Source organism: Maribellus maritimus, from assembly GCF_022267315.1.
Taxonomy (GTDB): Bacteria; Bacteroidota; Bacteroidia; order Bacteroidales; family Prolixibacteraceae; genus Draconibacterium; species Draconibacterium maritimum.
Map to the genome: position 1 here is coordinate 16848 of NZ_JAIKLE010000034.1, position 15457 is coordinate 32304.

General features: G+C 37.0%; 10 protein-coding genes. All 10 read right to left on the reverse strand.

Annotated features, from left to right (window positions below):
- Positions 1-243 precede the first annotated feature (243 nt).
- Positions 244-4668 (reverse strand): chemotaxis protein CheB, encoded by a 4425-nt coding sequence (locus K5G00_RS22765; RefSeq protein WP_238768772.1) that lies wholly within the window; start codon positions 4666-4668, stop codon positions 244-246.
- A 611-nt stretch (positions 4669-5279) separates the two neighbouring features.
- On the reverse strand, positions 5280-5552 hold the full coding sequence (locus K5G00_RS22770; protein ID WP_158871784.1) for an HU family DNA-binding protein: 273 nt from the start codon (positions 5550-5552) through the stop codon (positions 5280-5282).
- A 674-nt stretch (positions 5553-6226) separates the two neighbouring features.
- Positions 6227-7969, reverse strand: coding sequence for an ABC transporter ATP-binding protein (locus K5G00_RS22775; RefSeq protein ID WP_238768773.1), 1743 nt, complete (start codon positions 7967-7969; stop codon positions 6227-6229).
- On the reverse strand, positions 7962-9734 hold the full coding sequence (locus K5G00_RS22780) for an ABC transporter ATP-binding protein (protein ID WP_238768774.1): 1773 nt from the start codon (positions 9732-9734) through the stop codon (positions 7962-7964). Before K5G00_RS22780 ends, K5G00_RS22775 begins: the two co-directional genes overlap by 8 nt.
- Positions 9735-9779: 45 nt before the next feature.
- Positions 9780-10415 carry a TetR/AcrR family transcriptional regulator gene (locus tag K5G00_RS22785; protein ID WP_238768775.1) on the reverse strand — a complete coding sequence of 212 codons (636 nt, stop codon included), beginning with the start codon at positions 10413-10415 and terminating at the stop codon, positions 9780-9782.
- A 112-nt stretch (positions 10416-10527) separates the two neighbouring features.
- Positions 10528-10881, reverse strand: a complete 354-nt coding sequence (locus tag K5G00_RS22790) for a carboxymuconolactone decarboxylase family protein (protein ID WP_238768776.1) — start codon at positions 10879-10881, stop codon at positions 10528-10530.
- Positions 10882-10914: 33 nt separating this feature from the next.
- Positions 10915-11412, reverse strand: coding sequence for a flavodoxin (locus tag K5G00_RS22795; RefSeq protein WP_238768777.1), 498 nt, complete (start codon positions 11410-11412; stop codon positions 10915-10917).
- 1 nt (position 11413) lies between these two features.
- On the reverse strand, positions 11414-11755 hold the full coding sequence (locus K5G00_RS22800) for a DUF6686 family protein (RefSeq protein ID WP_238768778.1): 342 nt from the start codon (positions 11753-11755) through the stop codon (positions 11414-11416).
- Positions 11756-11796: 41 nt separating this feature from the next.
- A complete protein-coding gene (locus K5G00_RS22805; RefSeq protein WP_238768779.1) occupies positions 11797-13002 on the reverse strand; it encodes a hypothetical protein in 1206 nt (401 codons plus the stop codon).
- Between the two features lie 26 nt (positions 13003-13028).
- Entirely contained in the window at positions 13029-15383 is a 2355-nt protein-coding gene (locus K5G00_RS22810) for a TonB-dependent receptor (RefSeq protein WP_238768780.1), read from the reverse strand.
- Positions 15384-15457 lie beyond the last annotated feature (74 nt).

Consider the following 15457-nt stretch of genomic DNA (forward strand, 5'->3'; position numbering starts at 1 on the left):
AGGGCCAGTCACGAGCAAATTGTTTCCATATATCATCTGCTTTTTTGAATACAGTATTTATATTTTCAGAGCTTACATTAGAAAAAAATGACTTGATTTGAATCTATTCCAATCAGATATTGCAAAAATAATTAATGTTATACAGGACTGTATTACCAATTGGGAATTGAATCGAGCGAAACCACAATTAAAATATATTTCAAAAATTGTTACATTTCTTGGATATTTGCCGGAAATAGAGACTTAATCAATAGCCCATTTTGATATTTTATCCAATAATTCATTTTTCCTTATAGGCTTAGAAATGTAATCGACAAACCCCTTTTGTAAGTATTTTTCTTTGTCTCCACTCATTGTGTAAGCAGTTTGAGCAATAATCTTTATGTCTTTGTTTAGTTTTAGGATCTTTTCTGCAGCTATGTCTCCATTCATTACTGGCATACGAATATCCATTAAAATAATGTTGATTTCAGGATGTGATTTAACCATCTCAACAGCTTCTTTACCGTTTTGGGCCCAAAATAGTTTTACCGCTTTATCTCTAAATAATGCAGAGAGATAATAAATATTTGACTCTTCGTCTTCTGCAATAAGAATTGTCTTGTTTTGAAGATTATTTTTATTTATTAAAGCCTCCTTTTCTGTATTTTCAGACTGGTCTTCCACTGCTTTATAAGGAATCTCGAATCGGAATATTGAACCCTTGCCATGAGTTGATTTGACTGACATTTTGCCTTCCAGCAACCTTACTATTCCTCTTGATATTGACAAGCCCAAACCAGTACCATCAGATTTATGATTTATGTTTTCAATTCGCTCAAATCGCTCAAATATAGTGTCAAGTTTGTTTTTTGGTATTCCTATACCCTGGTCTTTTACAAAAATCTCCACTCTGTCGTTCTTAATTATATATCCAAACTTTATCGTGCCTTTTCTTGAAAACTTTAATGCATTACTAACCAAATTAGTGAGAACCTGCTGTAACCTGAGAGGATCCGTTTCAATAGTCAATTTAGAATACTTTTCAGGAATAATCGCTTTAATCGTGATGTGTTCTTTTTGTTTTTGCTTTTTTATTTCGTTGAATGTCGCCTCGGTATCCGTAAATATTTTTTGCAGGTAGCAAACTTCTTTATTCAGTTTTAACTCTCCAGCTTCAATTTTTGAAACATCAATAATATCATCAATCAAGTTCAAAAGCTGTTTTGAATTTTTTTCAATAATGTCAACATATTCATTTTTTGTTTTATCATCTATCCCGTCTTCCCTCAATAAACCTGCAAAACCTAGCAACCCATTCATAGGTGTGCGGATCTCATGACTCATATTGGCCAGAAACTGGTCTTTGTAAATATTTGCAGAGTTGGCTTTTATTATTGCCTGCTTTAAAATTTCTTCGTTTTTCTTTTTCTCCGTAATATCCATAAAAACACCAATAAAACTAATAACTTTACCGTCAACATCTTTTTCGAAAGGAGAATTAATGGAATAACACCAAACCCAGTCTCCCTTTTTGTTTCTGAAGCGATATTCTATTTTGCAAAATTCAAGTCCCTCCGCAATTTCAGACATATGCTTCTGAATTTTTCCTTTATCATCCGGATGGTAAAGAGACATAAATTCATTTTCAGTCATGGTTTTTATTTCCTCCGAACTATAACCTAATATTCTTTCAAACTGAGGATTCATATAAGTGTTGGTGCCTTTTTTAAAATTATAAATGTATTTAGCGGAAGGCGATAATTCTGTTATTTTTTTTGAGAACTTCTGTTCACGCATTAGTTCCTCATGCAGATTTCTTCTAATCGTTATATCCTGTGCTACGCCCCGCAGATGGGTGATCTTCCCGTTTTGATCTCGGCTAACGTCTCCGGTAACCCACATCCATCCGTTTGAACCATTCTTTTTGATTGTTTGCAACTCCAATTCATAGGCTATCCCTTCTTTTATAGCTTTATCCAACGATTTACTCAGTATCTTCCATGATTCAGGAGTAAAAAGTTTCCCGTGTTCGGAATAAGGCGGCGGCGGAAGAGAAGGATCAAAACCATACATTTTGTATAACTCCTTTGTCCAGAAAACTTCATTTGTTTGAATATTCAACACCCAACTGCCCATTTTTGCAATCTCCTCGGCTTTGATAAGCTCGTCTGTTTTAGTCTGAAGAGCGGCCTCTTTTTTCTTTAATTCATTAATATCGACAAAAGTTATTACTACCCCTTCAATTTTTTTCTGGATTGTAATATACGGACCGACCCTCATGAGATAATTTTTCCCGTCTAAATCAACGATTTCTTTTTCAATGGTCGTCAGTTTTTCAAGTGACGTTTTGGAATCACCGAGAACATCGTTTATTATATTATCTCTGAAATTGGAAGCAAAACCGGCGATGGGCCTGCCAATGTCACTATTCTGTAATTTGAAATGTTTTTTTAAGGGAGCGGTAAACTTACGAATCCGTAGTTCAGTATCTAAGAACAAGGTACCAATTTCGGTACTGTCCAGCAGATTATTGACATCGTCGTTCAACGTTTGTAATTCTTTGTTTTTCTCCTGTAATTCAGCATTTACGGTATATAATTCTTCATTGACTGATTGTAATTCTTCATTGGTACTCTGAAGCTCTTCGTTGGAAGCCATTAGTTCTTCGTTTGACGACTGCAATTCCTCATTGCTGGTTTCCAATTCTTCCACCACATTCTGCAATTCTGATTTTGTGGCTTTAAGTTCATTTTCAGCATCTTCAAGCCTTTGCCTGGAAGCAATATCCAGAGGTACACTGTCAATTTCGATTGTCTCATTTTTTGATATTTCTTTATCCCGGCCAAAGCTGACAACATAAACATCGTTATAATTAGCCAGCTCTTCAGCTTTATGTAACCCGATATCAAAAGTAAATCTTTTCTTTTCAGAGTTGCTTTGAACGTCTTTTATGAAAATATCCTTATTTTCCAGAATTAACCGGCGCATTCCGCTTCGAAGACTGGTTGCTATCTCAGGACTCACTGCTTTTAACAGGTTGTTTTGAAATATTCCTTCGTTGTAACTTAATTTTTTACCTGCGTCACCCTGAATATAAAGGATATCAAATTCCCTGTTTATAAAAATAACAGCCGGGCTATATTTTTTACTCAGGTACCTATGAAAGGCAGATTCAGGATTTTCTTTATACCGGTATTCATGCTGTATGACCTTATCTCTCTGACTTTTGTAGGTTAAGCTACTAATTCTTTCTTCAGGATTGGACTGTCCGGGAATTTGTTTGGCATCGGTAATATTTTGAAATATTTTCCATTTATTATCAATAACTTTAAAAAAAACAGAGGCTTTCCCCAGTGATTCGCTGTTTCCAAGAAATAAGTATCCCCCTGTATTTAAAGCAAACTGGAAATTTAAAATTATTTTGTGCTGGATATTATTCTCTAAATAAATAAGTAAATTCCGACATGAAATAAAATCCATACGGATAAAGGGAGGATCTTTTAGTATGTTGTGGTTTGAAAATACAATCCTGTCACGTATACGTTTAATGATTTCGATTTCTTCTCCTGATTTTACAAAATAATTTTCGAGATAAAAGTCATCAAGTTCGTTTTCAAAGTGGTATTGACCAAGTCCGGCAATATTTAAAGCCTGGCTATTAACGTCGGTGGCAAAGATTTTAAAATCGTTATTCAATTTGTGTGTACGGATATAATCATCGAACAAAATGGCAATGGAGTATGCTTCCTCTCCTGTGGAACATCCAGGAATCCATATACGAATAGTATCAGTATTTTTTTTCTGTTTTATTAATTCCGGGATTATCTTCGTTTTCAATACTTCAAAAGCTTCAATATCTCGGAAAAAGCTGGTTACACCAATCAGAAAATCCTGCTTCAAAATATCCTTTTCTTTGGAATTACCCTTTAAAAAAGCATAATAATCAGCACATTGTTCAAAGTTATTTATGCTCATCCGTTTTTTAAGGCGCCGAAGCAGTGTATTTTTTTTATATTGTTTAAAATCGATGCCGGAGTTTTTATAAACTTCATTGATGATACGATAAAAAACAACATCATTTGATTTTGTTTCTTTTTCCGATAGTGCCAGGTATTGTCCGGGGAATCTTATTAAAATATTTGCAATCTCGCCAGGAGGTAGTATGTGGTCAACCAAATTCGTCTCAATTGCAGAATTGGGCATTCCATTGAATTGGGCAGATTCCGGTTCCTGAACAATTACGGTCCCTCCTCTCTCCTTTATGGTTTTTATACCGCGTGACCCATCAGAACCGGTTCCGGAAAGGATTACTCCAATTGACTTTTCTCTGTATTCTTCCCCCAACGAGTGAAAAAAAATGTCTATCGGCAGATTGAGATTTTTTTTGGGTTCCTTGTCAAACAGATACAGTTTATTGCCTTTTATTTGAAGATTTTTACCACGCCGGTTAAAATAAATACAATTGGCAGCTATGGTCTGTTTGTCTTCAGCGGTAAAAATTTTCATTTTTGTATGTTTGGCCAGTAACTCAGGCATCAAACTTTTAAAATCGGGAGAAAGATGTTGAATAATTATAAATGCACTTCCAGTATCGTTGGGTATTTTATCGAAAAGTTGTTGGATGGCATCAAGTCCCCCAGCTGAAGCACCTATCCCTACTACCCAGAGATTTTTTTTATTACTCATAATCATTAATTTCTATAATCCAATTATTAAATTAATACATGTCTTGACTCTTTAGATGAAAAAGAAGACTGGGTATATTAAAACCTGTTTTTTATTTTCTTTATGATCGGTAAATGAGTACTTATAATTTTGTCTATTTCAGGGTCAAAGATTTTACTATCAGGTTTAAGTTCGCTTGTAAGCATTTCAAAAATGGTTACAAACAATTACTAATTTATTAAAAATTTAAAAGATATAAAAATACTTTTATCTAAAACAATAAAGAGAGATAGAAATTTGTTTAAGCATTCAGTACATTATAGATATCGATTTGCATATTCAAAAAAATGTATTCATTGAATGAAAAAAGGGCTAACCCTGGGGGTAACCCTTTTTGGTGTTCCAGCAACAGCCGGTAAGCTAAACAAGGGGTTACAGTATTTTTCAATTCAATTACTGATGTGGGGCAAGAGGCAATTTTATATTATAAAGATATATAAGTAAAAATTAATTTTAGTTTAAATTAATTTAAACTAAAATTAATTTTTATCAGGAGAGCATTGATAAAAGAGTTTCCTGTGGACTGCGATTCAAATGTAGCCTATTTTGTAATCTATTTTATTTACTTGAAATTATTTAACCTTTGTAAGAAATTCTTTCGCAGGTTTGAAGAATGGGATTTTATGGGCTGGAATGGTAATAATTGTATTTTTTGAAATGTTCCTCGCTTTCTTTTCAGCTCTTTCCTTAATGATAATACTTCCAAATCCTCTCAGATAAACATTTTCACCATTAGCTAATGAATCTTTTACAACCTCCATAAAAGATTCTACGGTTTCCAAAACTATTCTTTTATCAATATGAGTTCTTATAGCAATTTGATTTACAATATCTGCTTTTGTCATAATGGTCTTTTTAGTAGTAAAAAATTCTTTGATGTTATTTTTATTTAAGCGTCTTCTTATGTTTCAAATATACCAAATAATTTTAATAACATATTTTGCAAACGACTAATATTTTGCAATGTTGAACTAACTTGTCAGCATTTGCAAAAAACAGAAAAAGAAACAAAAAAATTGTATCTTCACTTCTAATAAAAATCGCACTTTGTATTTTTGTGCAAAAAGAAGAAAAAAACGGAAGTTCACTCGTTTCTAAATCGTTACCTGTCAAGAGAAATATTAATGCAATTCGTTTGTTTTCAGCCAAAAAATAATTCTTGTGTCTTGGTTTGTGCGGATTCGACTTGTCGAATCTCGTCCAAATCTCAGTTTCGGTCGGACTGTTCAGACTCTCGTCTGACTGCCACGACCTCATACCACCACCAACAGACTGTCGGAAACGTCCGTCTCAATACGATAACAAAAGCTACAATTCCGGTTAAAGGTCTTCATGGTAGAAATTCTTATTCTGTAATCTTTAAAAAAAGTTTATAAGTTGCTCGTTTTTTCACCGTAAAAGCGCAAAGACACTAAGTTTCTTCTTTGCGTTTTCGTGTCTCTGTGGTTATTGGTTTTCTCAACACCTTGTATTAGAGCTTTAGTAGGTTATTTTTAAAATTTTATTCAGTTTCTTTTTATTAATTCAAAGTTGGTTGTTGCATCTGCCGCTCCACCATTTTTGCAAAAATTCCTTTTTTCGCTTTTAATTCTTCAGGTGAACCACTTTCTGCAACCCGGCCATTTTCCAGCACTACAATTTTATCTGCATTAGCAACGGTGCGCATCCGGTGGGCAATGATTAATACGGTTTTGTTCCGGATTAATGCTGAGATACCTGCCTGTATTTTGGTTTCATTTTCTACATCGAGCGAGGCGGTAGCTTCGTCAAGTAAAACGATAGGCGCATCTTTCAATAAAGCACGGGCAATGGAGATGCGTTGGCGTTCACCGCCGGAGAGGGTTTCGCCGTTTTCGCCAATAATCGTTTTATAGCCGTCGGACATTTTACTGACAAAATCATCGCATTGCGCCAGTTTTGCTACATGTAGTACCTCCTTGTCAGTCGCGCCACGTTTGCCAATACGGATGTTATCTATTATCGAAGTGTTAAACAGAACCACATCCTGGAAAACAATGGAATAGTTTCTCAAAAGGGTTTCCGGTTCTATTTTGCTGATGTCCTTGCTGCCCAGCGTAATTTTCCCGTTTTGAACATCCCAGAAACGGGCCGCCAGTTTAGCCGATGTACTTTTCCCTCCACCAGACGGACCAACCAAAGCGGTTATTTCGCCTTGTTTTGCAATAAAAGAAACATTATGTAATACTTGTTTTCCTTCTTCATACGAGAAGTCAACATTTCTGAATTCGATATCATAGTTTACCGGTGTAGATTCTGCTTTTCCCTGTTGAACAGGCATTGCCTGCATTTCGTTCATCCGGTTGATGCGGACATTGAGATATAGCAGGGCTGCAAGGTTATTGAATACTTCATTGAGAGGGTTATAAATACTTGCTGATATCATCAAATAGATAAAATAAACAAACAAATTTGTTGTCCCGGCAGCAACCATTCCTGCCCCAACAATAATGACACTTGCCAACCCAAGTTTTAGAAAGGCTGCGGAAGAATTAACAAATATACCAGTTAATAATTCGCCACTAATTAAATGTTTCTCATACTCGTTGACCGTTGCATTTAGCTCCTTAACATAGGCATCTTCCTGGTTGTATGATTTTATTTCCTGAACAGTATCAAGCCCCTCCTGAATTTTCTCTGTTACATCCCGCTTGTTTTGATAGCCGATTTTGTTTTCCTTGTCAATTTTTCTTTTAGCAATAAGCAATATTGTAGCAGCAAAAGGTACGACCCAGAACAATGCCAGCGACAATTGCCAGTTGTAGGTAAACAAACCTATGGCTATCATGGAAATACTGATTACCGAAGCAAACAATTGTGGTACGGCGTGCGAAAAAGTATGTTCTAATGCTGTATTATCTTCCATAATGGTAGCAGTAAGGTCGGAAAGGTTTTTCTCGCCAAAGAAAGCCAGCGGCAGTTTACGGAGTTTCTCAGCAAGAGAAATGCGGCGGTTGGCGCTTTCGTCGTAGATGGTCTCATACGTGCTTTTGTATTGGAGAACCGCAATGACAAACATTATAAGCATAAAGCCTATTGCAAGCAAAATGTAGTACCAGATGGCATGCTCAATTGATGATGCGGGATTAAGTACTTTGTTTAAGTATTCGTTCAAAAAGAAGAACATAAAAACGGCTGGCAACATCAATGAAATGTCAAGCAAGGTGGTGAAAATTGTACCTTTTATAAAGTCTTTTGCCCCTTTTTCTGAAAGTGCTAAATGTTCTTGAATTGTATTAAGCATGGTTAACCTCCTTTCCTATTGTCCAGTTCACCGATTGTTGATATTCATTCCACATATTTGTGTAGATTCCCTGTTTTTGCAATAATTTCTGATGCGTACCCTGTTCTGCAATTTTTCCTTCGCTGATGACGAGGATATTGTCTGCATTCATCACGCTGGTAAGGCGGTGGGCAATCATCAGTACAGTTTTGCCTTTGGCAAGTTTTTTCAATGCCTGTTGGATAAGATGTTCGTTTTCAGGGTCAGTAAAAGCAGTTGCCTCGTCGAGCAGCACAATGGGGGCATTTTTAAGAAAAGCCCTTGCCAAAGCGATACGTTGTTGCTCACCGCCGGATAAATAGGTTCCTTCCGTACCGATTTTCGTATTTAAACCATCCGGCAGACTATTTATTATTTCGCGGCATTGGGCTAAATCAACGGCACGGTTTACTTCTTCCATCGTGGCATTGGGATTACCGTATTTGATATTTTCAAGCAAGGTTGTTTTGAATAACCTGGTATTCTGAAAAACAAACGAAACATGATTCATCAAATCCTCGTGGGCAATATCTTTAACATTAACGTTGCCAATACAAACCTCACCTTCATCAACATCCCAAAAACGTGGGACAAGGCGGGCAATGGTTGTTTTTCCTCCGCCGGATGCGCCAACCAAAGCAACTGTTTTTCCTCCCGGAATGGTAAAACTGACATTATCAACCGCTTTTTTATTCGCCCCGGGGTAACTGAACGAAACATTTTTAAATTGAATATCATGGCTTTTAATTTTTTGCGGATTGGCAGGTTCAGCCAATTGTCCGGCCGAGGTAAGATTTTCCAGCCGGTCGATAGCTTCTTTTGCTTGCCCGAGCGCCTGGGTTATATACATACTTTTCATGATGCTTTGCGAGAAAACCGGTGTGATAAGAATGTATAAAAACATGTTGAGGATGGGCATAGCATAATTCCCGCTATTTCCAGTCAATAAAATGGCAGCGGGTACTAAAAAGAAAGTAAACCCATTAATAACAACTGTATAGACAGACATTGGTATCTTCCATATTTTGGTGTATTTTATTACCATTTCCCGGTATTTCACAATACTGTCGTGAAAATTTTTAAATGAAAAAACGGTTTGTTGGAAGACCTTAACTACGGGAATTCCACGCACATATTCTACGGCTTCTGAATTCATTTCTTCCAACGAATTCATATAGGCTTGCATAAAAGTACGGCTGCTTGTCCCCATCATATAACCCATTAAAAGCATGGAAATAATAAGTGGGATAATACAGGCAAGCCCCAACCGCCAATCAAAAACAAATATTAGAACGATGGCAGCAAAAGGCATTACCACACTTCCGGCAAGGTCGGGCATTTGGTGTGCCAGGAAACCATGAGTAATGCCAGCATTCTCGTCAATAATTTTACGGATACGACCTGTGGTGTTATTGTCGAAAAAGCCGAGGGGCAAACGCACTAATTTGTTCATGGCAGAACGGCGCATATTGCATTCGACACGAAATGCTGCAAGGTGAGATGCTGATAAGGCCAAAAAGTAAATAGCAATACTTCCTATCGCCAAGGCCGCTGCCCACCAGGCATATTTTTGAACAATTGCGGGAGAGGAACCTGCCCCTGTTGTAATAAACTCGCGGATGATAAACCACACAAGTATATAGGGCGCCATTCCTGCAAGCGCACTCATCGCTGATAAGAATAACGATACAGGCAGGAGCGCTTTCCTCCCCGTCATGTATCTTTGTAATTTTGATAATGTACTCATTTTTGATTTTTATTTTTACTAAACCCGTTCAAAAAAGAACAATGTTCATATTTGTTCAAAAAAATAATTTTCTACCCGCATTACTTTTTTCCATCCAGCAGTGCCAAATTCCATGTATTCACGAATGAATTCTTCTAATTCATTATGAGACAAATCATGCATTACCAGTTCGGCTACTATGCTTATCCACCAAGAACTCATGATATGAATAAAAAAGTTCGATACTCTACTGTTAATTTCCGGATACTTTTGTTTCATCAGGGCGATATATTCAATTCCGGTCTCGGTATGAGTATCAATTATCTCATTACGAAAATTTTCAAGCGAAGAACCTGACGCTTTAAACAGTAACAGGTTGAAATCTTCTTTATGATTTTCAATCAATTCAACGAACATATCAATCTGTCTACGCATATATTCTTCTGAGCTGAAAATATCAATGCTGATATAATCAGGATTGTTATGTTCTTTCATTGCAGAATCTATCGCATGTAGTAATCCGGATAGAACTTCACGGAATATTTCATCTTTATTTCTGAAGTAGTTATAAATATTACTTAGTCCTACTCCCGCATTTTTTGCAATACTCCTCATGGAAGCATCTTTAAATCCATTTTCTATGAATTCTTTGCGTGCTGCCTTCAGAATAATTTTTCGAATATCTTCTTTTTGTATTTGCATAAATGAAGCCTGGTCGTTTACATGGGAAACATAAAAGTGTCTTTTGTAACTCCAATTTGTGATAAATTAGAGAGATGGAAATTGTAATTTGCTTTGCCCTTTTTAAAACAAGTTAATTATTCTCCATTCCTTCAAATTCTTTTAAGGCATCCAGTGCCATTGTTCCGTAAACCAACGCCGGGCCACCACCCATGAGGATAGCTACCCCAATAGCCTCCACTATCTGGTTGTGAGTTGCACCGGACTGAAGAGCATCTTTAACATGACAGGCTATACATCCTTCGCAATGCACGACTATAGCAATGGCAACAGCCAGTAATTCTTTCTCTTTCTTAGTTAAAGCTCCATCTGAAGAATTGGTTTTATGAAGCATCCCAAATCCTTTCATTAGTTCAGGGTTCTCTTTGGCCAATTCACCCATCCCTGAATAAACTTTTTTATAAATGTCATAATAATGTGTTTCCATTTTTGTTTATTTAAAATTTAACACCCTGTTTTTTTAATCAAATTCCCTTTTAATTTGCTCCACCCATGATTCAATACGTTCATCTGTTAAATCGCTCTGGTTGTCTTCATCCAGTGGTAGGCCGACAAATTTACCGTCAACTAAAGCAGACGAATCGTCAAAATCATAGCCATCAATGTCCGTCTGGCCAATTATAATGCAGCCTTTATCTCTAATTGCTTTGTAAATTATCCCCATGCCATCAACAAATGAGTCGGGGTACATATCAGCGTCACCAAGTCCGAAAAGAGCAATTTTCTTCCCTGCCAGTTCTGTTTTTTTGAAAGCTGGAAGAAAAGCATCCCAGTCATCCTGCAAATCGCCTATCCCAAGCGTTGATGTTCCCAATACTAAATTTTGATATTTATGTATTTCGGAGGTGGGTTGTGTAGCTACATCAAAAATAGCTGCATCCAATTCTCTGGCAATTGTTTTGGCAATTGTTTCAGTATTTCCGGTTGTTGAACCATAAAGAACTACTGTATTTTTCATCTTAATTAAATATTAATATGTTATTAAAATATACTTTCCCCGGATTTAACATCCAGGTCTCTTTTTGCATCGACAGTAAAAGTTTTAATTCAAAAAATTCGCTTTTGTAAACACAAAACATGATTCTACTATTATCAACTTTTAACAGCAACTTGCGGTTATTAAAAGCGTTTCTGTTATGATGCAAGTAATAATGTGGATCAATTGAATAAACATATTCTTTAAAACTACGCAGTTCATCTAATGTGAGGGTCAAAAGAACATTGCCAAATTCCAGATGAAATACATCACTCTCGGGACAGAATGTTATTTGGCCGTTTAATGTTTTGTTTATCAGTTTCATGTTACTGAGCTTAAACCTTATGAATTCACTGTTTAAAGTTTTTAGTCTTCAAATGCGACAAATGAATAAGGATAACCCTCTGTAGTGATAACCGCCGAAGTACTTGTTGTACCGGTTGACGGATTGTAAGTAAAGAACCCGTTGGATGATTCAGTAGCAAGGCCAAAAACAACCTGGTCCTCGAAAATTCCAACTGAAACACCAAAAGCATTGCTCCGTGGAAATCCAAGAGCTTTAATGGTTCTTGCGTTCAAATCAATTTCAACAGGAACAACAGCCCTGTCTTCAATGTAATTCATCGGGTCGCTATAATATGCCGGGATGTCGGCTGTTGCATACATTTTTCCATTTCCATAATAATTTACCGCATGCATATAATCTGTCGGATTACTTTCTCCTTCAATAGCAGTTGTGTTAAAAATAAACTGGTAGCTATCATCAAATTCGGTTTCACCGGCTTTAATCCTGAGCACACCGGAATTGTGCATTGCGCCAAAACAACCAAGCCCTACAATATAAATATCATTGTTTTCGTCCATAAATATTGAAAATGGGTCAATTGCCCTTGTCGGGTATGAAATTCCGGCTGTGCTTTGTGTTATCATTTTAACAATCTCATTGTCATCGGTATTAATAATCAATATGTCAGAATAAGGGCGTTCAGGGGCAGGATAATATCCTCCAACCATTTGTATTAACCCCACAAACAAAAGATTATCCCTGATAAGCATTGATGATGGGTCAGGATTCTGGTCTCCTGCTCCATAAGAACTTAGGTCAATCTCTGTTATTAACTCCATGGTTTGGTGGTTTAAAACCAGGATTTTTCCGTTACCGGGGCATGATATATACGCAGAATTTCCTTTTGTAACAACATTGGTTGCCCATGATTGCTCCGGTAAAGGACACTCTCCTTGTTCTACCAATTCACCGTCTATCCTGGAATATTTTGTCAGGATATCCGTTTCGCCGCCCCATCCCGGCAATGCATAGACGTCGTTGCCACATACAATTGGCACACTACTGTATGAAAGAGGCAGTGCAGTTGCATTGGTTAAAGCTTTTGGCTCCATGTTTGCCATTAATTGCATATATGTAGAACCCGACCACCCGTCAGGATTTGGTAACATCGTTGATACCAATATTTTACCATTTTCAACCAACGGCTTATCATCGTTATCTTTTTCGCATGATATAAAAGCAATCGCCACAAGGCTTAAAACAATAGCTATCGATTTGATTTTCATTATTTTCATATATTTTTTATTAATGTTTATTTCCAAACATATCGCACTTTCATTCCAAAATTCAGGCCTGGTAAGGGGCGGTTAAACTCTGACAATACTTTTGCATTGGTCAGGTTATTTGCCTGGAGGCTAATAAAAACACTTTGATTTTTCAGACTGTGTTCTATGCCTGAATTAATGGTAAAAGTTCTGGGAATCCGGCGTTCCTGATAGATGCTTTGTTCAAAATCGTAAAAATATTCCTCGACAAAAGAACCATCGGTAAACCAACGGGTATTTTGCCCTGTGCCTCCAAACAAATTAGCTGCATGTAATTCGATACCCGCATTGGCAAAGAAATAAGGTATATTAGGAATGCGGTCGCCTTTTGTAGGGTTTGGTACCGATGAACCAGGTTCGTATTCGCGGGTATCCCTTAAATCCTGGTATGTTGTGTTGCCCCAAATGTATAACCAGTTCGTGACATCCCATTTCGCTTCAATTTCAGCCCCCAAAGTCCTCATCTCTCCAAAATTCTCATATTTACTTTGTAACGGGCCGCCGGTAAAACGTATCATATCCTCCAAATGCATGTAAAATCCGTTTAATTCAACCTGGAAACGATTGCTATTTATCCCGGTTAAATCGTACATAAAACCAAGGTTGAAACTTGTATTACGTTCGGGTTCGAGATTACCGGAAGGGGCAATTATAAAACCATCGCCTAACAGTTCATTTTCGGCAGGTAGCCTCACATCATGAGCCATAGAGGATTTTACCAAAAAATCCGGGCTAATTCTGTATCTTATCGCATTACTGATTCCAAAGTCATGATTTTTCATATCAATATCTTCGGGAACCGTTGTAGTGCTCGCCCTATACAAATCAACCAATCTGGTTTGCATGGAATAGTAGTAGTATTTAATGGTAAAAGCATTGGTAAACTTTTTGTTTGTTGAATTGAATTCATGAGATAACCCGGTTACCCAACTATTCATGCTGCTGTTAAAAAGTGTTTTATAACCGATAACCTTGTCCAGAAGTGTATCGCTGGGAATCCCCCTGGCAAAATTATACTGTGAATTAAAGTTGATGGAATTACGCCCGTCCATAAGGTAGTTCAGGTTCGTTTTTTGCAAGAATGTATGTTTCTGGTTATAAACATCATTAGGTTGAACCCCGATTTCACCACCATAATCAGTAACTGGCGGCCTGATTTCTCCATCCCATGAATAACGTTGCTTGGCTTTGTCCTGAAAGCAATAAATTGTGTAAGCATAAGCATTGCTAAAATCCAAATCCAATCCTTCGATAAAAAAATTTGTCTTCTCGCTATGGTTTGCAAGTACATAGGCATCTGCAAAACTTGTTGCCTCCTGGATATTATATTCAATACCCTGAATTTCTTTTTTTGTAAAAATCACGGCCGGTTCGAATACCACTTCATCAAACCACCACCTTCTGGAAGTAAAACCTCCTCCAATAGTTAATTTTCTAAATTTATCGTGGTCCCTGGTTACATATTTGCCCGGCTGTAAAGGAAGTTCCATTTCATAGTTGTTGTCGGAATAGGTATAAAACCCGCCGAGGCCAAATTCGTAACCGTTCTTATTTCGTTTAAAAATGGTACTCGCTTTGTGTGTATTAAAGGATTGAAGGGAATAACTGGCATCAAGATAACTTGGCGGATATTCTTTCAGGACAATGTTTACAGCGCCCCCAACGGCAGAACCGCCAAATTTTGCCGGTACAATACCCTTGTAAATTTCTACCCTGTCAATAAGGTCAATGGGGATATCATTCAGGTCAAGAAAATCTGTTTGGTCGTTTAAAGGAGTTTCATCGATAAAAAATCCTATGCGTTTTCCTTCTAAGCCACGAACAGATATTCGAGAGGTACTTCCTTCTCCTCCCGAAGAGCGAATTTGAACTCCTGATGTTTTTGAAAGTACATCGCTAACATCACTAACCGTACCTTGCAGTTCGTGCATCGTTATTACCGAAATTGGCATAGCCTGTTCCCTAATTTCGCGTGCCTTGGATTTCCCGGTTACTTTCACTTCGTTAATCTCTGTAACTAACTCTTTCAATAAAACATTGAGCGTAGTTTTATCTTGTGTGTCACTTACCTCTTTACTAACACTTTCATAGCCAATAGAAGAAAACAGGATTGTACAGGTTTCGCCGGAAAAGGTAATTTGATATTGCCCTTCCTGGTCTGTTACCGTTCCTTGCCACGATTCTTTTACAACAATATTTACCCCCGGGAGCGGTTCCTTTGTTCGTGCATCGCGAACAATACCTGTAAATATAGTTTGAGCCGAAATCATCGCTGGAAATAACGACAGGATTGTTATAAGCGGTAGGAATAAATTGTATTTATTCATTTGTTTATTTTGCATTTTAATCCTTTTATTAACTAATGGATTGGAAGCATGGTAATATGATGTTTTTAATTTTATTTAATTCGTCGATA